Below are 21,535 nucleotides of genomic sequence, written 5' to 3'. Positions count from 1 at the left end.
CTAACTAGGAGGATACGCCGACATTGCCTTTTCCACAGCCTCCCGTATCGCATCGGCGCGCTCGCTTTCGCTGCCCCGGTTGCCGGTTTCAGCGCTGGAGCTCCATATCGGTTGACCACTTTTGGCGTCAAACATGTCCACCTGCACGACCACGACCTGTTCCTGATAGGTACGGATGATCGGCACGGTGGCGTATCCGCCATATCCAGGGCGGTAGCCGTTGTAGCCGCCATAACCGCCGCCGTAATAGTCGTCCTGAACCTGACGCAAGCGGGTTTCCAGGCGCAGGTCGGCACTGACAAACAGGTCGGCCGGGCGATTGTCGTGCAACGGGCGCAAGCCGCGTTGATCCAGCGCATTGCTGACCGCTTCGGCGACCTGTGCCGAGTCGGCCCAGGCGGTACCCGGTGGCAGATGCCCATCGAGCCAGGCCCAACTGCGATAACGTCCATAGTCACGCGGCGCTGCCGGGTAAGCGCTGCGATCAAAAGTATTGGCCGCCTGGGGTGGCGCTGGCGGCAAAGGGTTGGAAGTGGCGACATAGGGGTTGCTGCCCTGACAGGCAGCCAGCCCCAGGCAGAACACCAATACACCTGAATGATTTTTCATTTCGTGCTCCGATCAGACAGGCCGACAGATCCAGTGCAAGTAACGCCCAAGCCCGGCAAAGCTTGGATGGCGACGGTGGGCCAGTTCCATTTCCAGCAGGTCCGCCAGCTCGGCGCGGGCCTGGAATTCCACCGGCATGTAATCGTGAAAAACTCGCACGCCACTCTGTATTTCGACCTGCCACAGGCCTTCAAGTTGCGCCGCCAGCTCGCGCGGATCAAGGGGCTGCTGCGGGGTCAGGCTCTGCTTTTCGCCGGCCATGTCGTTCTTGCGCATCTTGCGGAAATGGCCCTTGAGCAAGTTGCGATAAATCAGCGCGTCGCGGTTGTAGAAGGCCAGGGACAGCCAGCCATCCGCCTTGGTCAGCTGATGCAGCACCGGCAGGATGGCGTGGGGTTCGGCCAGCCATTCCAGCACGGCGTGGCATAGCACCAGGTCGTAGGGCTCGGTGAGCTGCCCGAGCAGTTCCTGCCAGGGTGCCTGAATGAACGTGGCGCTCTGCCCGGCTTCGGCAAAACGCTGGCGGGCGCCTTCGAGCATCGGTTCGGCCGGTTCGGCGAGGGTCACCTGATGGCCGCGCTGGGCCAGCCACAACGACATATGGCCAAGGCCGGCGCCGATGTCCAGAACGCGCAGCGGCCGGTCGGGCAAGGTTTCGGCCAGATCGGCCTGCAACACCGCCAGACGGATCGCACCTTTGGCACCACCGTAGATTTTTTCGGCGAAACGGGTCGCCAATTGATCGAAATGACGGTCGCTCATCAGCTGAACCTCCGTTCGCTGTCCGCCAGTTTGCTGCGCACCACGGCATCCATGTCCAGGCCCAGCTCACTGCACAACAGCAACAGATAAAGCACAATGTCACCGACTTCCTGCCCGGCGTGGGCGAGTTTGTCCGCCGGCAATTGGCGTGACTGGTCTTCGGTCAGCCACTGAAAAATCTCCACCAGCTCGGACATTTCCACGCTCGCGGCCATGGCCAGGTTTTTCGGGCTGTGAAATTGCCGCCAGTCATTGCGGTCACGGATGGCGTGCAGGCGTTCGGTCAGTTCAACAAGGTTCATCGGGCTCTCCTGAAGGTGTATAGCTTCGGGGGGATCACAGGTGAAGGCAAGCGGCAGAAGTTGCATGATCACCTGTGCAACCCTCTATGCTTGTGGGGGCTCGGCAGCATGATCGACAGCCCAAGACTCAATTCTCTTTAATCAGGACGTTCACTCCATGCAGGTAGAAGGTTTTTCCGAATGGCTCGGCCAGGTACTCGGCTCGATCATCCGCTTCATCGTTGATGCCCTCAGCGGGCTGTTCAATCTGTTGAGCAACGCCAGCAGCAATTTTGTCGAAGGCCTGTCCCAGGCGCTGGGCATGGATACCTCGGTCATCAGCATCGTGACCTTGATCCTCGGGCTGCTCCTGCTGTGGTCGGCGATCCGCGCCTTTCTCAATGCGTCGTTCATCATGGGGATCATCTGGTTGATGCTGGGGCTTTGGTTGCTCAGCTGGATCATCCACTGACACCATCAATTCCTGTAGGAGCAAGCTTGGCGGCGAAGACGTCCTCCAATATTGCATCGCACTTGCGGACGCCTTCGCTGGCAAGCCAGCTCCTACATTGGAGCGCGGCATATCTGGAATGTGCCGCTACAATGCCCGCTCCCAAGGAGCCTGCATGTCCAACCTGACCGCCGACTGGCGCGACCGCCCTACCCATCGCCGGGTCTGGGCACTCGCCGCGCCAATGATTCTTTCGAACATTTCCGTACCGCTGGTGGCCCTGGTCGACAGCACCGTCATCGGTCACCTGCCCCATGCCCATCAACTCGGCGCCGTCGCAGTCGGGGCCAGTCTGTACACCTTCCTTGCCTGGGCCATGGGCTTTCTGCGCATGGGCTCCACCGGGTTCGCCGCCCAAGCGGCGGGGCGCGGGGATGGTGCGGCCTTGCGGCAGATTCTGTTGCAGGGCCTGTTGCTCGCCATCGGCCTGGCCGTGGTCCTGGGTGCGGTGGGCGTGCCATTGAGCGGGATCGCATTGCATTTCATGCAACCGTCGGCGGAACTCGATCAACTGACCCGAGAGTTCTTCCACACCCGCCTGTTTGGCCTGCCGGCGGCGCTCGCCAGCTATGCACTGGTCGGCTGGTTTCTCGGCACTCAGAATGCCCGGGCGCCGCTGGCGATTCTGCTGAGCACCAACCTGGTCAACATTGCCCTGAACCTGTGGTTCGTCCTCGGCCTGGAATGGGGCGTGGTCGGTGCGGCCCGGGCCTCGGTGATTGCCGAATGGACAGGGGCACTGATCGGTTTGCTGATGACCCGCAAAGCCCTGCGCGCCTACCCTGGGCATATCGTCTGGGCGGCATTGGCCCTGTGGCAGAGTTGGCGGCCATTGCTGGCGGTCAACCGCGACATCTTCATCCGCAGCCTGGCGCTGCAATCGGTGTTTTTCCTGATCACAGTGCAAGGCGCGCGGCTGGGCGATGCCACGGTCGCGGCCAATGCCCTGCTGCTCAATGGCTTGCTGCTGACCGCCCATGCCCTCGATGGCCTGGCCCACGCCGTCGAAGCCCTGTGCGGGCATGCGCTTGGCGCCCGTGACCGCGATGCCCTACGCCGTTCATTGGTGGTGGCCAGTGGCTGGTCGTTGCTGGCGAGCCTGGGCTTTGCCGCGCTGTTTCTGTTCGCCGGGCATCTGTTCATCGAGATGCAGACCGACATTCAAAGTGTGCGCGACACCGCGTTCATCTACCTGCCCTATCTCGCCGTACTGCCGCTGATTGCCGTCTGGAGTTACCTGCTCGACGGCCTGTTCATCGGCGCCACCCGCGCCCGGGAAATGCGCAACGGCATGCTGCTGACCGTGGCGCTGGTGCTGCCTTTCGGCTGGGCGCTGCAAGGCGGGGGCAACCATGGCCTGTGGATAACCTTTCTGGTGTTCATGCTGCTGCGCAGTCTGACCCTGGGCGCAATCGCCTGGCGCCTGCGCCGTCACGATGGCTGGTTCGCCAGCAGCATTCACTGAACGGGGCGACCTCATGACCAGGGTGGATCGTTCTGCCACAAGTGACGCAGGCTATCGAGGCGTTCCTGTTGAGTCCGCCCCGGCAACGGCTGCACGGGCACGGCGTCGGGATACTGCAAGCGCAGCCATATCCAGCCATCGAGCACCGGGCGCTCGCTGAAACCCAGCGCCACCCCCTCCTGCGCATGGGCCCACAGGCGGGAGAAATCGGCACCAGTGGATTGGCTCCAGCGCCAGGCCTGCTGCTCGAGCAGGCAGGTTTGCAGTTTTTCCTGTTGCCCGGCGCTGAGGTTCTCCTCGACTGCCAACGGGCTGACCGCCAGCCCCGGGTTGGACAAGCGCTGCCAGCCCTCACAGCCCATCGCGCGATCGGCCCAGCTGCCACCGAACCAGCGCAACTGGTTGATGGGCCCGAGCCAGCGACTCAGTTCAACGGCATCGCTGGCATCGAAGAAATAGCTCGCCGTGATCGGGTTGTAGTAGCTCAAAAGGGCCCGGTGCAGGCCAAGCGTGACCGTGAGCATGCGCCGCAAATGCGCCAGCAACGACGCAGCGCTGGCCTCGCTGACCATCAGCAATCCGGGCCAGCGTTGTCCGTCGACTATGCATAAATCGGCCAGTGCCGGGCAGGTGCGCAGATCGACCAGGACCGGTCCCTGCTCATGCAGCGCATGCCACTCCGTATCCTCGAACAACCCGAAGCACCGGGCTTGTGCAAACATCTGCCGAAGTGTGACACCCGCCTGCGGCGTGCCCGGCACATCCAGCAACAGCCACTGCGGGGGGGCCTCGGGCGTGCGTGTGGCGATCATGCTCCAGAGCTCTGGCCAAGCTGCGTCGCCAGACGACAGGTGCACAACGCCTGTGCGCAATGGTTGAAACTGCCACCACCGGGCAGCAGGCACAACACCAGCAATGGCTCTCCCGACCGCAACCATTGCTCCAGGCCCTCATCAGGGGCGCAGCCAGGCTGGGGAGTGTCAGGGGCCGTCACTTCGACCGTTGCCGGCGCATGCAGCAGCCCGGTTATCTGCGGTTGATCGGGATCGCCCTCGACAAATCCCACGACCAGCTCAGTCCCTTCCCGCAATGGCAAGAACGTCGATGCCTGCAATTGCCTGGACAGGGGTAACCAGCAATGGCTGGGAGCGGCCCCTTCGCCCTGATAAAGCCAGTCGAACTGCACCGGTACCGGCCTTGCCGGGTCGGGGCCTGGTTCATTGACCTTGACGACCCACGCCCGTTGCAGGCTATGCATTTGTGGTTTGACCGTCACACAGGGCGGCGCGAAGGGTGTCGGCCACGGCAGGGCACGGGCCTGATTGCGGTAAGGCGTCGCCGTATCCTGACTGCCCCAATGCTCAACGTGGGTCAGCAACCAGAGGCGATTGCATTCGGCAACCGGATGACCGGACAGCGGCATCAACCGACCGCTGCGCAAGGTCATCAGGTCTGTCCGGCATTCGGCACTCTGCGCCGCGGCCCCACCGCAGTGCTGACGTTCGAACTGCCGCACCGCCGGCCAATCGCCCTCGCTGCGCAATACCGCAGGTTCGCCGGTTGGAAAATGCTGATGATCATCCCCAAACACCACACAGTGCCCGCGAGCCCGGTGTTCGAAGTGGTAGTGAAGCCGTTCCTGGGCGCACAGCCGCTGGAGAAATTGCAGGTCCGACTCTCGATATTGCGTGCAGAAATCCCGGGGCGGGTATTCGCCGCTCAGCGCCAGGCGTCGATCCTTGCCGGTAATGCCGTGTTCCTTGAGCACCCGGTCGAGGATTTGCGGCACTGAAAGGTCGCTGAAAATTCGTTGGCTGAAGCGCTGGGCCAGGCAAGCCAGTTTTGGCCCCAGACGCACCTGGCAGAGCCGGGGTCCCGAGGCATGATCACGCTGGACGAGTTCATGCAATTGTCCATGCACGTAGTTTCCAGCGGGTCCGAAATGCAACGAGGCCGGGCGGTACAGCAAACTGGCAAGGTCAAGTACCGGGTCATCGATCAGCAGTTCCAGGTCGAACACGAACGGCTCGCTGATGGCCTCTTTACCGGTAAAGGCCAGGACCTCAAAGGAGTCGGGCAGACCTGCTACATCCAGACGAAATGACGGTTCGCTGACTGGATTGAACATCGGCGTGTCTCTACAGGAGGGGCGGCCGGGGATTCTCGCTGAGAGACATGGCCGAGTAGAGTGCCGAAATACAAATTAGGAAATAACCTACGCGAAAAGAAGACCAAATGCTTTGGGTGGCCGAGGACGCGGGAAATTTCGCCTGGAAAAAACAGAATTGCCGCACCGGGTCATCTGAAATTTCCGCGGCAAACGGAAAATTTTCAGACAACCTGATGAGCGTGGCGCTTACCTCAGGAAGACAGGTAAGACGAACGGGTCAGACCCAGACGCAAGGCATCGAGGAACTGCGTGCGCTCGGCGGCGCTGATGCGGGCACTGGCACACTTGTCGCGGTAGTGAGTCATCAGTTCCTCCGGCGACAAGTGCACGTAACGCAGCATGTCTTCGATGGTGTCGTGGGTTTCGATACCGGCGTGGTACACGCTACCGTCGGCGTTCTGGTAGATGTTCACCGAGTCGGTGTCACCGAACAGGTTGTGCATGTCGCCAAGAATTTCCTGGTAGGCACCGACCAGGAAGATGCCCAGCAAGTAGTCTTCACCTTCGTTCAGTGCGTGCACCGGCAGGCTGGTTTCGATGCTTTGCTCGTCGACGTACTGCTTGATCTTGCCGTCGGAGTCGCAGGTCAGATCTTGCAGCACGGCACGGCGCAGCGGCTCTTCGTCGAGACGGTGCAGCGGCAGGATCGGCAGGACCTGGCCGATGGCCCAGGTGTCCGGCAGGCTCTGGAATACCGAGAAGTTGCAGATGTACTTGTCGGCCAGCTTGTCGTTGAGTTCGTCTAGCACCTGACGGTGGGAACGCTGACGGGCCTTCAACGAGTTGTGCAGGCGGCGGCAAACGGCGAAGTAGCATTGCTCGGCCAGGGCTTTTTGCGCCAGGGTCAGCTTGCCATCGGCGTATTGAGTGGCCACGTCGCTCATGTAGTGCGTGGCGCGCCAGTAGGTCTCGGTGACCATTTCGATGTCGGTCGGGCCCAGCAGGTCTACCAGCCACTGAACGGTTTCCGGCAGCTCCTCCTTGTTATCGATCTTCGGCACGTCGTCGTTGTGTTTCTCGACGTCGGTCACCTGCACCACCAGCATGGCGTGGTGAGCGGTCAGGGAGCGGCCACTTTCGGAGAAGATGTTCGGGTGCGGCAGGCTCTGCGCGTCGCAGAATTCCTTGAGCATCCCGACCACAACACCGGCGTAATCGTCCATGTCGTAGTTGATCGAACTGGCGTTACGCGAGTGCGTGCCGTCGTAGTCCACGCCCAGACCGCCGCCGACGTCGATGTGGTCCACCGGCAGGCCCAGGTTGCGCAACTCGCCGTAATAACGGATCGCTTCCTTGAAGCCGTGCTGGTAGTCAGCGAGGTTGGCGATCTGCGAGCCCATGTGGAAGTGCAGCAGGCGAATGCCCTGGTCCAGACCGGCTGCGCGGAAACGCTCGACCACCGACAGCAGTTGCGCCGCCGACAGGCCGAACTTGGATTTCTCGCCACCGGTGTCTGCCCACTTGCTCGACGCCAGGGACGACAGACGCACGCGCAAGCCGACCTGCGGCTTGACCTTGAGCGCCGCCGCTTCTTCGATCACCAGACCGACTTCGGATTCTTTCTCGATCACGATGAACACGTTGTGGCCGAGCTTCTGGCCCATCAGTGCCAGACGGATGAACTCGCGGTCCTTGTAACCGTTGCAGACGATGGTGCCGCCCTTCGGCGCCAATGCCAGTACCGCCAGCAGTTCCGGCTTGGAACCGGCTTCCAGACCGATGGAAACGTTCTGGGTAGCAATGATGTTTTCGATCACCGCTTCCTGCTGGTTAACCTTGATCGGGTACAGCGCGGTGTACTTGCTCTGATATTCCAAGCGCTCGATGTTGGCGTCGAACGCACCGGTCAGCTGACGCACGCGGTCTTGCAGGATGTCGGGGAAACGCACCAGCAATGGCAAGGACAAACCGCTTTTGCGCAGTTGGTCGACTTGCTCGAACAGGTCGATAGGCGAACTGGTCGGGCCGTTCGGACGAACTTCGACGCGACCGGCGTCATTGATCGCGAAATACCCGGCCCCCCAATGGCGAATCCCGTAAACACTGCGGCTGTCCGCAACTGTCCATTGGCTGCCATCGTCTTTGCGTGTGCGTCGTACGGACATCGAAGTCCCCTATAAAGAAGTCATAGAGCGTCGCCTGGGTTCAGGCCGGCGCAGTCTAAAGTATGAAAATGACGGTTCGTCAACGAGGGGGTAGACCTCGCTGACCGCAGTGAGTTTAGAAACCAGTCATGAACAGGCTCTGTGAAAACCATGGAGACGACGCCAGACCAGAATGAATCGGGACTGGATCAAGCCGTGGGTGGTTTTCACAGAGGCTGCTAGCCGCCGGACTTCTTCGCTTTGAAACCGAGCTTGATCAGTTCTGCCAAGAGTAGCTCGACATGATCGCCCTGGATTTCGATGACACCGTCTTTCAGCGCCCCACCGGTTCCGCAACGTTTCTTCAACGTCGTGGCGAGGTCCTTGAGCGCGTCTTCAGCCAACGGCACGCCGGTGATGGTGGTCACCGTCTTGCCGCCACGGCCCTTGCTTTCGCGACGCACGCGTGCGATGCCGTCGCCGGCAGGGATCACGGTCTGTTTGCAGATGCAGGCGTCCACCGGTTTACTGCATTCCGGGCAATGACGACCTGCGTCGGTGGAAAATACCAGGCCGCCCAGGGCGGCGAAGGATGCGGCTTTTTTGGCCACCGGCAATCCTCTTCGGAGGACAAAGACTGGTCGCAGCACTCGGGAAGGCTATCGACCGCGAAGCCCCACTCAGGCAGGGGCAGCGCTACTGAAACGGTACAACCCTTGTAGGAGCGAGCTTGCTCGCGAAAAACCCACGGACAACACGTGCTGTCTGATACCGCGCGTTATCGTTGACGTCCATCGCGAGCAAGCTCGCTCCTACAGGTGAAGCAATACCGGTTCAGTTTGAAAAGTCGCGCAGTGTAACGGCAAAAACGCCGATTGCTAAGAGCCAATCGGCGCCAATTTATGCCTCTTTTGCGACGTCTTCGCCACGTGAGCGCAAATAGCGCTTCAACGCCGCCAGCGAGTCCGGGCAATAAGGCTTTTGCCCGATTTCCAGCATGACCTGATCAATGGGAATAAAGCGCGCTTCCAGCACCTCTTCCGGTTGCAGGATCAACGGGCCGTCCCACACCGCCGAGAACGCCGAACACCACAGGCGATTGCCGGTGTCCTCAAAGAAAAAGTGGTCATGAGCGGTCAGTTCCACGCCACTCACTCCCAGTTCTTCCTCCAGCTCCCGGGCCGCCGACTCGGCGTAGGTTTCACTGGCGAGCACCATGCCGCCCGCCGCAACGTCCCAGTAACCGGGATAAATTGCCTTGCTCAGCGTGCGGCGATGCACGCACAGCTCGCCAGCGGAATTGAACAACATGATGTAGGTGCCACGCCCGATCAGCCCGCGCTCGCGCAAGTCGGAACGGACCAGGGCGCCGAGCAGGTTGTCCTGCTCGTCGACCCAGGCGATCTGTTCGGCATCGGACGCCGCGCGGTGCGCGGCTTCTCTGGCGTTATCGACCATGACTCAGCCCTGATTGAGCAATTGACGCAAATCGATCACCGCAGCGTTGGCCCGGGAAATGTAGTTGGCCATGACCAGCGAGTGGTTGGCCAGGACGCCGAAGCCACTGCCGTTGAGGATCATCGGGCTCCACACCGGCTCCTGCGACGCCTCCAGTTCACGAATGATCTGGCGCACGCTGACCGTGGCGTTCTTCTTGGCCAGTACGTCGGCGAAGTCGACTTCGATGGCGCGCAGCAAATGCGACAACGCCCAGGCCTGACCGCGGGCTTCGTAGAACACGTTGTCGATTTGCAACCATGGGGTTTCAACGATTTCTTCATCGACCTGCGGCGCCACGCCTGGTGCTACCACCTCGGTTTTCAACGCGGTGTTGAGCTTGACCCGGCCCACACTGGCCGACAGTCGTTGCGACAACGAACCCAGACGGGTGCCGACATCACCCAGCCAGTTGTTCAGGTTATCGGCGCGGGCATAGAACAGCGCGCTCTTCTGGTTCGGATCGGACAGGCGCGCCTGATAGCGGCTCAGGGAGTTGATGCCTTCCTGATATTCGGACTCGCTGGACGGCAGCACCCAGCTCTTGTTGTCAAAGTTGAAACGCGGCTCGGCCTTGGCCAGGTCGGCGTCTTCGGCGGACTGCGACTGCGAACGGGCGAAGTCTTTACGCATTGCCCGGCTCAGGTCGCGGACCTGCACCAGCACGCCGTATTCCCAGCTCGGCATGTTGTCCATCCACAGGCCTGGCGGGAATCGGTCGTTGGAAATATAGCCGCCCGGCTTGGTCAGCAAGGTGCCGGCGACGGTCTTCAGGGTTTCCACCGTGGTGTAGCCGACGACCATTTGCTTGCCTTCTTTCTCGGCCGCCAGTTGAGCGGTCTGCTGGACCGGGAACAGCGCCGGCTCCTGGCTCCAGTACCAGCCCAGGACACTCGCCACCAACAGGTAGATGCCCAGCAAAGTGGCCAGCGCCCGGCTGAACAACAGACCGCCCAGATAACTGCGGGTCTCCGACTTCGGTTCAGCGGCACGTTCAGGCGCACTGCCTGTGCGGTTCTTCCAGTCCAGCATGGCGATTTCCTTTCAAGCTCTTGAGGTCAACGGTTCGACCACAACCATACAACAACGTGCCTTGGCCCGGCACCCGCCATCGCACCGATGCGGAAAATTACCGGTCTTGTGGATGAAAAGAGTTCTTGCCCACCCGATGACGGTGTTGCCGTCGAAATCCTCCTAATGGTTTGGATGACACGCCCCAAGGGAATCCCTGACTCCCTGAAGCCAATAAAAACGGACCGGTCCGCACCGCTCAGACAGCCGTAAATGGCCAATGGCCTGTCACCCGCCAATTGCCGCCCTACACCCGTCAAGCGCCCTGATTCACGGCACTTCACCTCCGCACACGGCGACTGAACAGACCGGAATCAGACCGATCGGTCACAAACTGAATGAAGCCACATTGCAGATTATTGACGCACAGCACTCATGTAATGGAAAAGTGGTGCTAGCATAGAGCCACCAGTCGACCTCAGTGTGCACCCTAACTAGTAGTCAGGATATGACCGAGCCAGAAGACCCCAGCCGCGAGCGCCTCAAGCACCACTTTGCCCAGCGGGTAATTCATCAGGCTCGTCAGATTCTTGAGATATGGCAGCGCCTGCAACGCAGTGAGTGGTCCACCGCCGACCTTTCGGAATTGAGCGAGGCCAATCTGCGCCTGCTGCGTTTCGCCGAGCGGTTCGAACAACCGGAGCACACGCAATTGGCACGCCACATCGGTCAGTCTCTGGAGGCGGTCGACGCCAATCGCGGACGCCTGAGCAGCGGCCTGATCACCGATCTCAATCGTCTGATGCAGCGCCTGTCACGTACCGGCCTGCGCCATGGCGACCAACTCGATCAGACCTTCTTGCCACCGCTGCGCAAGCCCGTCTATGTGATGCTGCAGGATCACGGCCGCGCCGAGCGCCTGGCCAAACAACTGGAATTCTTCGGGCTCAGTGCCCTGTCCCTGGACAGCGTAGATGCGTTTCGCTCATCGATGGTCGAGCGCTTGCCAGCGGCGATTGTCATGGACGTGGATTTCAGTGGCGCCGGAGTCGGTCTGAAACTGGCCGCCGAAGCCCAGGAAGGCCTGGATCATCGCTTGCCGCTGCTGTTTTTCAGCCTACACGAAACCGACACCCCGACCCGCCTCGCCGCCGTGCGTGCCGGTGGTCAGGAGTTCCTCACCGGCACCCTCGAAGCGTCGAGCCTGCTGGAGAAAATCGAAGTCCTGACCTGCGTTGCCCAATACGAGCCTTATAAAGTGCTGATCATCGACGACTCCCGCGCCCAGGCCCTGCACACCGAGCGCCTGCTCAACAGCGCAGGGATCGTCACCCGCACGTTGATCGAGCCGATCCAGGCCATGGCCGAACTGGCGGATTTCCAGCCGGACCTGATCATCCTCGACATGTACATGCCGGCCTGCACCGGCACGGAACTGGCCAAGGTGATCCGCCATAACGACCGTTACGTCAGCGTGCCGATCATTTACCTGTCGGCCGAAGACGACCTGGACAAACAGCTCGACGCCATGAGCGAAGGCGGTGATGACTTCCTGACCAAACCGATCAAGCCCCGGCACCTGATCACCACCGTGCGTAACCGCGCGGCACGGGCACGCAACCTCAAGGCACGAATGGTCCGTGACAGTCTCACCGGCCTGTACAACCACACGCATATCCTGCAATTGCTTGAAGACTGCTCGTTCCGCGCCCGCCGCGAAAGCAAGCCATTGAGCTTTGCCATGCTCGACATCGACCATTTCAAACGGGTCAATGACAGCCACGGCCACCCCATGGGCGACCGGGTGATCAAGAGCCTGGCGCTGTTTCTCAAGCAACGCCTGCGCAAAACCGACTTCATTGGCCGCTACGGTGGTGAAGAGTTCGCCATTGTCATGCCGGACACCGATATCGAAGCGGCCTACAACGTGCTCGATGAAATCCGACAGCGTTTTGCCGAGATTCACTACCCCGCGCAACCGCAGGATCTGTGGTGCACCTTCAGTGCCGGGTTGGTGGAGTTATGCGAAAACTCCGACAGCCTGATGATGGCCAGTCAGGCAGATGATGCGCTGTATCGCGCCAAACATGGCGGACGCAATCGAATACAGGCCGCTCGTACATCAAAGCAAAGTGCCACTTTTTTATCGGAATCGACCGATACCGTCATAACCCTGTAACAGAAACGCAATAACTTCAGGCACTTACCATTTCTGCCGCTGGTAGTCCGTAATGCGCCTGAAGCTGCTGACCAATCTCAATACCCTCCTTCTGGTGGCCGTGTGCGTGGCCCTCGGCGCTACGCTGTGGTGGTCGCAGAAAGCCCTTGAGCGTCCGTATCTATTAATGGAGCGCTACCTGGGCCTGTCGCAGCAATTTCAGAATGAAGTGGTCCGCAGTGTCGAGGATTACCTCGCCAGCGGCGATGCATTGCGCCTGAGCAGTGCCGCCCAAGGCATCGACAACCTGCAAAAAGAACTCGGCGAATTGCCACCGGCCTTGGCCGAGACATTGCGCCCCAGCCTGTCGACCCTTGAAGCGTTCAGCAATACCGACCTGCTGGCCGCCGGCAAACTGGCAGGTGATCCGCAGGCCTTGCTGCTGCAGGCCGAGCGTGAACTGGGTGCCAGTCTCGATCAGCTCAGCCAGTACGCCAGTGGCAATACGGCCTACCTGACGCCACTGCTCAGCGCATCGCAGCACCTGGGTAAATTGTCCCTGGCGCGGGACAAACTGGTCAGCAGCGGCCGCAGCGAACTGGCTGCCGACGTCGAGCGCGAAGTGCTCAACATCCGCACCCAGGCCGAAAAACTGGACGCCCTGCCCTTGCTGGGCGTGGCCACCAGCAGCGAGTCGAACACCGATGATTTCGCCTCGATGATGGGCCTTGAGAACAAGGAAAAAACCGCCGCCGAAGATGCTGGCGTCGGCCTCAAGCGCGAACTCAACAGCCTGCTCACCCGCTACCCGGGCGAGCTCACGCGAACTCGCGATCAAATCCAGAAACGCGCCGACCTCAGCGCCGCGACCCACGTGAAAATCGCCGACGTGCAACAGGCCATTGCCGGGCTGGAGCCGGTGGTGCGCGCCCAGCACGGACAGATCCAGGGTGAAGTGCGGCTGATGCAAGGTGTGATGATCGGTTTGATTCTATTGATCGCACTGCTGATAGACACCCTGCAGCGCAAACTGGCCCGGACCCTGACCAACCTCGCCCCGGCCCTGTCGACCTGGGCCGAAGGCGACTTCAGCCGCGACATTCAACTGGGCAACACCAACCGCGAACTGCATGACATTGAAGCTTCGCTCAACCGCTTGCGTGCGTATCTGGTGGACCTGGTGGGGACCATTCGCCGCAATGCCGAACAGGTGGCAGGCAGCAGCCGCACCCTGGCCGACCTGAGCAACGACTTGCACAGCGGCGCCGAGCATCAGGCCGGCGACACGGCGCTGATCCGCGACTCCCTCAGTGAGCTGGAAGCGACCATTCAACAAGTCGCCGGCGATGCCAGCCAGGCCGCCGACGCCAGCCGCCACGCCGGCCTCGCCGTGGAGCATGGACAGAAAGTCATCGGCCTGAGCCTCACCGGCCTGCATGCGCTGGTGGACGAAGTGCAAGGCAATGCACAAATGATCGAACACCTGGCCGAAGAGTCGGCCACCATCGGCGGCGTGTTGACGGTGATCCGCTCGATTGCCGACCAGACCAACCTGCTGGCCTTGAACGCCGCCATCGAAGCGGCCCGGGCCGGGGAAATGGGCCGAGGCTTTGCGGTGGTGGCCGAAGAGGTGCGCTCACTGGCGCAACGTACCGCCGGGGCCACGGCGCAAATCCAGACGCTGATCGCAGGACTGCAAACCGCCGCACGGCAATCGGTGGAGGGCATGCGCGCCCAGGTCGAACACGCCGAGGCCACCGCCAGCCAGGCCCAGGCCGCGGACGGCGCCCTGGACAAAATCGTCGGCGCGATCCAGACCATTTCCGACACGGCAGTACGCATCGCCGATGTCACGGCCCAGCAAAGCGGCGCTGTCAGCGAAATCCGTGACCATAGCGAGCGGATTCACCAGTTGGGTGGGGATAACCTGTTGCGTATCGGCGAAGGGCGTGAGCAAGGAGAGAATTTGCTGGTGCTGGGCGGACGACTGCATACAGCCGTTCAGGCCTTCCGCGTCTGACAGATAGCCATCGCGAGCAGGCTCGCTCCTACACTTGAAATGCATTCCCCTGTAGGAGCGAGCCTGCTCGCGATAGCGTCAGGCAATCCACCACAAAACTGTCGCTCTGCACGCCCCGCCGCCGTCCGCTATCATCCCCCCAATTCCGATACGCGAGATCGTCATGCGCCGTTTGCTTTGCCTGCTGTTTTTAGTGTTCGCCCTGCCGGCCAGCGCCACTGGCCTGCTGGAGAACCGACCCAGCTCAAGCCTGGGCTCGATCAACAACAGCGCCGACTTCCTGCCGGTGCGCGAAGCCTTTCAACTGAGTCTGGTAGAAAGCACGCCGCAATCGATCAAGCTGCGCTTCGTCGCCACCGAAGGTTATTACCTCTACCGGCACCGCTTTCAATTTCGCGCCGACCCCGCCGATGTTGTCCTCGGCGCAGCGAAACTGCCCGACGGCCAGAAAAAACACGATGAATACTTCGGCGATGTCGAGGTCTACCACGGCATTCTCGACGTCGAGTTGCCGCGCACTGACCAACGTGCCTTCACTCTGGCCGTGACCTATCAGGGCTGTGCCGACAAAGGTTTGTGCTATCCACCGGAAACCGAGCGTTTGAGCATCGACGGCAGCGGCGCTCCAGCGACGGTTTATCCATGGAGCTGGCGCGAACTGGCATTGTTTTTCCTGGCCGGCCTGGGCCTGACGTTCACGCCATGCGTGCTGCCCATGCTGCCGATCCTGTCCGGCGTGGTGCTGCGCGGTCAGGTCGGCGGCTGGCGCGGTTTCAATCTGTCACTGGCCTATGTGTTGCCGATGGCCGCCTGCTTTGCCCTGCTCGGAGCCCTGATGGGCCTGTTCGGTGCCCAGCTCAATCTGCAGGCGCGGCTGCAATCAGCCTGGGTGCTGGTGCCTTTCGCGATGTTTTTCGCCGTGTTTGCCCTGGCGATGTTCGGCGTCTTCGAACTCAAGTTGCCGCACGCCATCAGCAGCCGCCTGGACCGTATCGCCGGTCGCACTGAAGGTGGGTCACTGTGGGGCGCAGCGGTATTGGGCGTGGTCTCCAGCTTGCTGGTTTCACCCTGTGTTTCGGCCCCCTTGGCCGGTGCGCTGCTGTACATCAGCGCCAGTGGCGATGCGCTGGGCGGAGGCTTGAAACTGTTCATGCTCGGCCTCGGCATGGGCGCACCGCTGCTGCTGGTGGCCACCGGTGGCGCAGCCTGGCTGCCGAAAAGCGGGCCGTGGCTGGTCTACGTGAAAAACGCGATCGGCGTGTTATTGCTGGGACTGGCGATCGGCCTGCTCAGCCGCGTCCTGCCCGGTCAGGTCACTTTGCTGTTGATCGGTCTGCTGGCCGGTGGCGTCGGGCTGTTCATGGGCGCGCTGGAATTCGTCTACAAACCGCCGCGCGGGCGCCTCGTACAGTTGCTCGCAATGTTCCTGGTGTTTTACGCCCTGGCCTGCTGGTACGGCGCACTCAGCGGCCAGACCGACCCGTTCAACCCGATTGGCCAGCCGCGCGTCGTCGAGAGCAACCAACCTGTGCAAGGCACCAGCGTCTGGCAAACCGTCAGCACTTCCGCCGATCTGGACCGCGCGCTCGCCGAGGCTCGGTCGTCCGGCACACCGCTGTTGCTCGACTGGTATGCCGACTGGTGCATCAGCTGCAAAGTCATCGAACACGAGGTGCTGGTCGACCCTGTCGTCGTCGAGCGCCTCAAGGGTTATCGGCTGATCCGCTTCGACATCACCGCCAGCAACGCCGAACAGCGCACCCTGCTCGACCGTTATCAATTGTTCGGCCCACCGGCCCTGATGTTTTTTGGCAAGGATGGCGTCGAACGAGCCGATGTGCGGGTGATCGGCGAGATCAACGCCAAAGACTTCGCCGAACGTGTTACCCGGGCGAATGACCCAATTTAATCGAGCAGTCATATATTTCGCGCAAACATCGCTCATTGTGCTGGCTATTGCAGAGAACTGGACAGTCACAAAGGCTTTGCGGCATAGTCGCCGGGTTCTGACAATTGCTCACAGATAACATAGGAACCGCCGATGGCGACGTTACTCGTTCTGCACGGACCCAACCTGAACTTGCTCGGCACCCGTGAACCGGGCACCTACGGGGCCACGACGCTGGAGCAGATCAACCAGGACCTGGAGCGCCGCGCCCGCGAAGCCGGTCACCATTTGCTGCACCTGCAAAGCAATGCCGAGTACGAATTGATCGACCGCATTCACGCTGCCCGCAGCGAAGGCGTGGACTTCATTCTGATCAACCCAGCAGCTTTTACACATACAAGTGTCGCATTACGTGACGCGCTGCTGGCGGTGAGCATCCCATTCATCGAAGTGCATTTATCTAACGTGCACAAACGCGAACCTTTCCGCCATCACTCTTACTTCTCCGACGTAGCGGTGGGAGTGATCTGCGGCCTTGGCGCCAGCGGTTATCGACTGGCCCTGGAGGCCGCCCTGGAACAGCTTGAACAACAAGTTAACCGCCCCTGACCGACCCTTGGGAGTTGATGATTCATGGATATCCGTAAAGTTAAGAAACTGATCGAATTGCTGGAAGAGTCCGGCATCGACGAGCTCGAGATCAAGGAAGGCGAAGAGTCCGTACGCATCAGCCGTCATAGCAAGACCCCGGCTCAGCAGTACTATGCGCCGGCTCCAATGCATGCTCCGGCTGCCGCGCCTGTCGCCGCTGCTCCGGCTGCCGCTGCCGCACCGGTTGCTGCCGCCGCGCCAGCACTGAACGGCACCGTTGCCCGCTCGCCGATGGTTGGTACTTTCTATCGCAAGTCTTCACCAAGCTCGCCGTCCTTCGTGGAAGTCGGCCAGACCGTGAAGAAAGGCGACACCCTGTGCATCGTTGAAGCCATGAAGATGATGAACCACATCGAAGCTGAAACCAGCGGTGTGATCGAATCCATCCTCGTCGAAGACGGCCAGCCGGTTGAGTACGACCAACCGCTGTTCACCATCGTTTGAACCGCGGAGAGCCTTTGATGACTGCGAAGTTGGAAAAAGTTCTGATCGCCAACCGCGGTGAGATCGCCCTGCGGATCCTGCGCGCCTGCAAAGAGATGGGCATCAAGACCGTCGCCGTTTACTCCAAGGCTGACAAGGAGCTGATGCACCTGGGCCTGGCAGACGAATCCGTTTGCATCGGTCCGGCATCGGCCGCCCACTCCTACCTGCACATTCCGGCAATCATCGCCGCGGCCGAAGTGACTGGCGCCACCGCCATTCACCCGGGCTACGGCTTCCTTGCGGAAAACGCCGACTTCGCCGAACAGGTCGAGAAATCCGGCTTCGCGTTCATTGGCCCGAAAGCCGAAACCATTCGCCTGATGGGCGACAAGGTATCGGCCAAGCACGCCATGATCGCTGCCGGCGTACCGACTGTTCCGGGTTCTGACGGCCCGCTGCCGGAAGACGAAGAAACCGCTCTGCGCATCGGTCGCGAAGTCGGTTACCCGGTGATCATCAAGGCCGCTGGCGGCGGCGGTGGTCGCGGCATGCGCGTTGTGCACAAAGAAGAAGACCTGATTGCCTCGGCGAAACTGACCCGCTCCGAAGCAGGCGCGGCGTTCGGCAACCCGATGGTCTATCTGGAAAAATTCCTGACCAACCCACGTCACGTGGAAGTCCAGGTACTTTCCGATGGCCAGGGCCACGCTATCCATCTGGGCGACCGCGACTGCTCGCTGCAACGTCGTCACCAGAAGGTTCTTGAAGAAGCGCCGGCACCGGGCATCGACGAGAACGCACGTGAGGAAGTACTCGCACGCTGCGTCAGGGCCTGCATCGATATCGGCTACCGTGGCGCAGGCACTTTCGAGTTCCTGTACGAAAACGGCCACTTCTACTTCATCGAGATGAACACTCGTGTCCAGGTAGAGCACCCGGTATCGGAAATGGTCACCGGCATCGACATCGTCAAGGAGATGCTCAGCATTGCCGCCGGCAACAAGCTGTCGTATACCCAGAATGACGTGGTCATCCGCGGTCACGCACTGGAATGCCGGATCAACGCCGAAGACCCGAAAACCTTCATGCCGAGCCCGGGCACGGTCAAGCATTTCCACGCTCCAGGCGGCAACGGCGTTCGTGTCGACTCGCACCTGTACAGTGGCTATGCCGTTCCGCCGAACTACGACTCGTTGATCGGCAAGCTGATCACCTACGGCGCAACCCGTGATGAAGCCATGGCGCGCATGCGCAATGCGCTGGACGAAATCGTGGTCGACGGGATCAAGACCAACATCCCGCTGCACCGCGACCTGACCCGCGATGAAGGCTTCTGCAAAGGGGGCGTGAACATTCACTACCTCGAGCACAAGCTGGCTGGCGAGAAGCACTAAGCCTCAGCCCGCACCTGACAAAGCCGCCTTCGGGCGGCTTTGTTGTTTCTGGGCATTTCACCTGACCGAACACCGCCCCCCCTGTGGGAGCGAGCTTGCTCGCGATGGCGTCGGCAAATCCACTATCGATGTCGACTGATACACCGCTATCGCGAGCAAGCTCGCTCCCACAGGGGTATGTGTCGATGTACAGGGCAAGCCACTCCCACAAAACCCACACTCTCGCGTAAACTTGCACGCTTCTCGCAGCCCGCCAGGCTGCAATCAATATTTTTCAAAGGTGCCCGCCATGCCTTGGCTGCAAGTACGTCTCGCCATCAGCCCAGAACAAGCCGAAACCTATGAAGACGCTTTCCTTGAAGTGGGCGCCGTGTCGGTGACCTTCATGGACGCCGAAGATCAGCCGATCTTCGAGCCGGAACTCAATACCACGCCGCTGTGGTCGCACACGCACCTGCTGGCCCTGTTCGAAGGTGGTACCGAGCCCGGCCCGGTACTGGCCCATCTGGAGTTGCTGACCGGCAGCCCGCTACCTGAACACCACAGCGAAGTGATCGAAGACCAGGACTGGGAACGCAGCTGGATGGACGGCTTCCAGCCAATGCGGTTCGGCCAGCGCCTGTGGATCGTGCCGAGCTGGCACGCCGCGCCAGAGCCTGAGGCAGTGAATCTGCTGCTGGACCCGGGCCTGGCATTCGGCACCGGCACCCACCCGACCACCGCGCTGTGCCTGGAATGGCTCGACAGTCAGGACCTGAAGGGCTGCAACGTGCTGGACTTCGGCTGCGGCTCGGGGATCCTGGCGATTGCCGCACTGTTGCTCGGCGCCAAGGAAGCCGTGGGTACCGACATCGACGTGCAGGCGCTGGAAGCCTCCCGCGACAATGCCGGACGCAACAATATTGCCGATGAGCTCTTCCCGCTGTACCTGCCGCAAGACTTGCCACAGGTTCAGGCTGACGTGCTGGTGGCCAACATTCTCGCCGGCCCGCTGGTCTCCCTGGCACCACAGTTGTCCGGCCTGGTCAAGTCCGGCGGTCGCCTGGCGCTGTCGGGCATCCTCGCCGAACAGGGCGATGAAGTCGCTGCCGCCTACGCCAGGGACTTCGATCTGGACCCGATCGCCAATCGCGATGGCTGGGTGCGCATCACTGGCCGTCGGCGCTAGAATGAGCGTCTGCATAATCCGGATCGCCGCATGACCGATAGCTTCGTCACCCAGTGCCCGCATTGCCAAACCAGCTTCCGCGTCAGCCATGCCCAGTTGAGCGTGGCGCGTGGCGTGGTTCGCTGCGGCTCATGCCTGCAGGTGTTCAATGCCGCCAGGCAGCTGCTTGAGCAGGCCGGCAAGGAACCACCGGCAGCGAAGCCGCTCCCGCCCGAGCAGCCTGCGCGACCCCTCGAAGCATCGCCGCCGCGCGCCATCAGCCAAAAGCAATGGAGCGCCACCGAGCTGGATCTGGACAGTCTCGACCTCGACGAAGAACTCGCCCGGCTCGAACAGCGGGAAATCCAGCCGGCCACCGAGCTCGGCCGCCATCGCGACGACTCGCTGAGCGCCCGTCGCGACAGCGCCGGGCAGGATGACGAGGAGCCGTGGTCCGACAGCCTGTTCAGTGAATCGGCAGCGGATCGTGCGCAACTCGACAAACCGCTCGAAAGCCTTGAAACGTCAGAGCCGACAGTCGAACCGGGCAAAGCCTCGCGCACCGAACCTTCGCTGTCTCTGGAACCGGTTGATCTCGACGACGAACAGCAGCCACCCCATTTGCGACTGCACGACCCTCTCGATGCGCCGCTGAACCACGAACGCCTGTCAGCTGCCGACGAGCGCGAAACCGACGACAACCTGCCCTCGATCGAACCGCTGCGCAAGCGACGCGAACGTAGCGAGCCGGGCGTGCGTGCCGAAGTGCTGCAAGACCTGACCGACGACCCACTGCAACTGGACTGGCAAAAACGCCGCTCACCCTGGGGCCGACGGCTGTTGTGGCTGCTGCTGGTGCTGATTGCTGCTGGCGCCCTCGCCGGCCAGTACATCGCCTACCATTTCGATGAGCTGGCGCGACAGGATCAGTATCGCCCGTGGTTCCAGCAACTGTGCCCGCAAATCGGCTGCACCGTGCCTTCCAAGGTCGACATCGCGAAAATCAGGAGCAGCAACCTGGTGGTGCGCAGCCATCCCGAGTTCAATGGCGCCCTGGTGGTCGATGCGATCATCTATAATCGCGCGCCCTTCTCCCAGCCCTTCCCGCTGTTGGAACTGCGCTTCGCCGACCTCAATGGCCACCTGATCGCCAGTCGTCGCTTCAAGCCAGGCGAGTACCTCAATGGCGATCTCGAAGGCATGGCGGAGATGCCTCCGCAAACGCCGATCCACATCGCCCTGGACATTCTCGACCCCGGCGCCAAGGCCGTGAACTACAGTCTGAGCTTCCACTCTCCGGAGTGAAACGCTTCATTGCTCCCGGATTAACGTCGGCTTTCTGACTGCCCCTGGCAAACCAAACCACGGGTAATAACAGAATAACTGTTCAGAATTTGTTCAATTCAGCCTTTATCCAGTCATCGAGAGCGGGTATCATGCCAACCCTTTTTCGAACTCCCA

At 61.3% G+C, this 21,535-nt stretch carries 19 protein-coding genes; 10 read left to right on the top strand and 9 right to left on the bottom strand.

The features are described from left to right. The 3 genes from ACM6IK_RS25515 to ACM6IK_RS25505 are packed head-to-tail and all read right to left on the bottom strand — an operon-like array spanning nt 1 to nt 1,673. Nucleotides 1-609, bottom strand: a complete 609-nt coding sequence (locus tag ACM6IK_RS25515) for a DUF4136 domain-containing protein (protein ID WP_414876517.1) — start codon at nt 607-609, stop codon at nt 1-3. Nucleotides 610-621: 12 nt separating this feature from the next. Then, nucleotides 622-1,371, bottom strand: a complete 750-nt coding sequence (locus ACM6IK_RS25510) for a methyltransferase domain-containing protein (protein WP_223461712.1) — start codon at nt 1,369-1,371, stop codon at nt 622-624. Beyond that, entirely contained in the window at nt 1,371-1,673 is a 303-nt protein-coding gene (locus ACM6IK_RS25505) for a MazG-like family protein (RefSeq protein ID WP_085727452.1), read from the bottom strand. The genes ACM6IK_RS25510 and ACM6IK_RS25505 overlap by 1 nt, the downstream gene beginning before the upstream one ends. Nucleotides 1,674-1,830: 157 nt before the next feature. On the opposite strand from ACM6IK_RS25505, the gene ACM6IK_RS25500 reads away from it, so the two are divergent. Then, nucleotides 1,831-2,124: a hypothetical protein gene (locus ACM6IK_RS25500; protein ID WP_414876516.1), complete on the top strand. Its 294-nt coding sequence runs from the start codon at nt 1,831-1,833 to the stop codon at nt 2,122-2,124. A gap of 154 nt (nt 2,125-2,278) precedes the next feature. Continuing rightward, the gene (locus ACM6IK_RS25495; RefSeq protein WP_414876515.1) at nt 2,279-3,628 is read left to right on the top strand and encodes an MATE family efflux transporter; all 1,350 of its coding nucleotides are present in this window, start codon (nt 2,279-2,281) and stop codon (nt 3,626-3,628) included. Between the two features lie 11 nt (nt 3,629-3,639). On the opposite strand, the gene ACM6IK_RS25490 is transcribed toward ACM6IK_RS25495, so the two are convergent. The 6 genes from ACM6IK_RS25490 to ACM6IK_RS25465 all read right to left on the bottom strand — a co-directional run bounded on the left by ACM6IK_RS25490 (nt 3,640) and on the right by ACM6IK_RS25465 (nt 10,411). After that, nucleotides 3,640-4,440 carry a DUF4123 domain-containing protein gene (locus tag ACM6IK_RS25490; protein WP_414876514.1) on the bottom strand — a complete coding sequence of 267 codons (801 nt, stop codon included), beginning with the start codon at nt 4,438-4,440 and terminating at the stop codon, nt 3,640-3,642. Next, nucleotides 4,437-5,756, bottom strand: a complete 1,320-nt coding sequence (locus tag ACM6IK_RS25485) for a type VI secretion system Vgr family protein (protein WP_414876513.1) — start codon at nt 5,754-5,756, stop codon at nt 4,437-4,439. Before ACM6IK_RS25485 ends, ACM6IK_RS25490 begins: the two co-directional genes overlap by 4 nt. Nucleotides 5,757-5,989: 233 nt before the next feature. Beyond that, entirely contained in the window at nt 5,990-7,903 is a 1,914-nt protein-coding gene (gene speA / locus ACM6IK_RS25480) for an arginine decarboxylase (RefSeq protein WP_414876512.1), read from the bottom strand. 218 nt (nt 7,904-8,121) lie between these two features. Beyond that, complete coding sequence (locus tag ACM6IK_RS25475) at nt 8,122-8,493, bottom strand: translation initiation factor Sui1 (RefSeq protein WP_008053936.1); 372 nt, start codon at nt 8,491-8,493, stop codon at nt 8,122-8,124. 289 nt (nt 8,494-8,782) lie between these two features. Beyond that, nucleotides 8,783-9,340, bottom strand: a complete 558-nt coding sequence (locus tag ACM6IK_RS25470; RefSeq protein WP_218430908.1) for an NUDIX hydrolase — start codon at nt 9,338-9,340, stop codon at nt 8,783-8,785. A gap of 3 nt (nt 9,341-9,343) precedes the next feature. Next, the gene (locus tag ACM6IK_RS25465; protein ID WP_108219840.1) at nt 9,344-10,411 is read right to left on the bottom strand and encodes a DUF2333 family protein; all 1,068 of its coding nucleotides are present in this window, start codon (nt 10,409-10,411) and stop codon (nt 9,344-9,346) included. 487 nt (nt 10,412-10,898) lie between these two features. Here ACM6IK_RS25465 and gcbA point away from each other — a divergent pair, with 487 nt between their 5' ends. The 8 genes from gcbA (at nt 10,899) to ACM6IK_RS25425 (ending at nt 21,379) form a co-directional block, all read left to right on the top strand. Continuing rightward, nucleotides 10,899-12,569, top strand: coding sequence for a diguanylate cyclase GcbA (gene gcbA, locus ACM6IK_RS25460; protein WP_414876511.1), 1,671 nt, complete (start codon nt 10,899-10,901; stop codon nt 12,567-12,569). A gap of 52 nt (nt 12,570-12,621) precedes the next feature. Next, on the top strand, nt 12,622-14,568 hold the full coding sequence (locus tag ACM6IK_RS25455) for a methyl-accepting chemotaxis protein (RefSeq protein ID WP_414876510.1): 1,947 nt from the start codon (nt 12,622-12,624) through the stop codon (nt 14,566-14,568). A gap of 163 nt (nt 14,569-14,731) precedes the next feature. Next, the gene (locus ACM6IK_RS25450; protein ID WP_414876509.1) at nt 14,732-16,477 is read left to right on the top strand and encodes a protein-disulfide reductase DsbD; all 1,746 of its coding nucleotides are present in this window, start codon (nt 14,732-14,734) and stop codon (nt 16,475-16,477) included. Between the two features lie 132 nt (nt 16,478-16,609). Continuing rightward, entirely contained in the window at nt 16,610-17,065 is a 456-nt protein-coding gene (aroQ, locus tag ACM6IK_RS25445) for a type II 3-dehydroquinate dehydratase (protein WP_414876508.1), read from the top strand. A 24-nt stretch (nt 17,066-17,089) separates the two neighbouring features. Beyond that, nucleotides 17,090-17,551 (top strand): acetyl-CoA carboxylase biotin carboxyl carrier protein, encoded by a 462-nt coding sequence (gene accB, locus ACM6IK_RS25440; protein ID WP_108219836.1) that lies wholly within the window; start codon nt 17,090-17,092, stop codon nt 17,549-17,551. A gap of 17 nt (nt 17,552-17,568) precedes the next feature. Beyond that, nucleotides 17,569-18,927, top strand: coding sequence for an acetyl-CoA carboxylase biotin carboxylase subunit (gene accC, locus ACM6IK_RS25435; RefSeq protein ID WP_414876507.1), 1,359 nt, complete (start codon nt 17,569-17,571; stop codon nt 18,925-18,927). Between the two features lie 289 nt (nt 18,928-19,216). Then, on the top strand, nt 19,217-20,095 hold the full coding sequence (gene prmA / locus ACM6IK_RS25430) for a 50S ribosomal protein L11 methyltransferase (RefSeq protein WP_414876506.1): 879 nt from the start codon (nt 19,217-19,219) through the stop codon (nt 20,093-20,095). Between the two features lie 30 nt (nt 20,096-20,125). Continuing rightward, complete coding sequence (locus ACM6IK_RS25425; RefSeq protein ID WP_414876505.1) at nt 20,126-21,379, top strand: DUF3426 domain-containing protein; 1,254 nt, start codon at nt 20,126-20,128, stop codon at nt 21,377-21,379. Nucleotides 21,380-21,535 lie beyond the last annotated feature (156 nt).

The organism is Pseudomonas sp. IT-196MI5, assembly GCF_949767415.1.
Classification (GTDB): Bacteria; Pseudomonadota; Gammaproteobacteria; order Pseudomonadales; family Pseudomonadaceae; genus Aquipseudomonas.
This window is presented reverse-complemented; position numbering and strand designations above follow the sequence as displayed.

Coding starts and splice junctions, on each gene's coding strand:
- ACM6IK_RS25515 (WP_414876517.1), bottom strand. CDS start 609: ATGAAAAATCATTCAGGTGTATTGGTGTTCTGCCTGGGGCTGGCTGCC.
- ACM6IK_RS25510 (WP_223461712.1), bottom strand. CDS start 1,371: ATGAGCGACCGTCATTTCGATCAATTGGCGACCCGTTTCGCCGAAAAA.
- ACM6IK_RS25505 (WP_085727452.1), bottom strand. CDS start 1,673: ATGAACCTTGTTGAACTGACCGAACGCCTGCACGCCATCCGTGACCGC.
- ACM6IK_RS25500 (WP_414876516.1), top strand. CDS start 1,831: ATGCAGGTAGAAGGTTTTTCCGAATGGCTCGGCCAGGTACTCGGCTCG.
- ACM6IK_RS25495 (WP_414876515.1), top strand. CDS start 2,279: ATGTCCAACCTGACCGCCGACTGGCGCGACCGCCCTACCCATCGCCGG.
- ACM6IK_RS25490 (WP_414876514.1), bottom strand. CDS start 4,440: ATGATCGCCACACGCACGCCCGAGGCCCCCCCGCAGTGGCTGTTGCTG.
- ACM6IK_RS25485 (WP_414876513.1), bottom strand. CDS start 5,756: ATGTTCAATCCAGTCAGCGAACCGTCATTTCGTCTGGATGTAGCAGGT.
- speA (WP_414876512.1), bottom strand. CDS start 7,903: ATGTCCGTACGACGCACACGCAAAGACGATGGCAGCCAATGGACAGTT.
- ACM6IK_RS25470 (WP_218430908.1), bottom strand. CDS start 9,340: ATGGTCGATAACGCCAGAGAAGCCGCGCACCGCGCGGCGTCCGATGCC.
- ACM6IK_RS25465 (WP_108219840.1), bottom strand. CDS start 10,411: ATGCTGGACTGGAAGAACCGCACAGGCAGTGCGCCTGAACGTGCCGCT.
- gcbA (WP_414876511.1), top strand. CDS start 10,899: ATGACCGAGCCAGAAGACCCCAGCCGCGAGCGCCTCAAGCACCACTTT.
- ACM6IK_RS25455 (WP_414876510.1), top strand. CDS start 12,622: ATGCGCCTGAAGCTGCTGACCAATCTCAATACCCTCCTTCTGGTGGCC.
- ACM6IK_RS25450 (WP_414876509.1), top strand. CDS start 14,732: ATGCGCCGTTTGCTTTGCCTGCTGTTTTTAGTGTTCGCCCTGCCGGCC.
- aroQ (WP_414876508.1), top strand. CDS start 16,610: ATGGCGACGTTACTCGTTCTGCACGGACCCAACCTGAACTTGCTCGGC.
- accB (WP_108219836.1), top strand. CDS start 17,090: ATGGATATCCGTAAAGTTAAGAAACTGATCGAATTGCTGGAAGAGTCC.
- accC (WP_414876507.1), top strand. CDS start 17,569: ATGACTGCGAAGTTGGAAAAAGTTCTGATCGCCAACCGCGGTGAGATC.
- prmA (WP_414876506.1), top strand. CDS start 19,217: ATGCCTTGGCTGCAAGTACGTCTCGCCATCAGCCCAGAACAAGCCGAA.
- ACM6IK_RS25425 (WP_414876505.1), top strand. CDS start 20,126: ATGACCGATAGCTTCGTCACCCAGTGCCCGCATTGCCAAACCAGCTTC.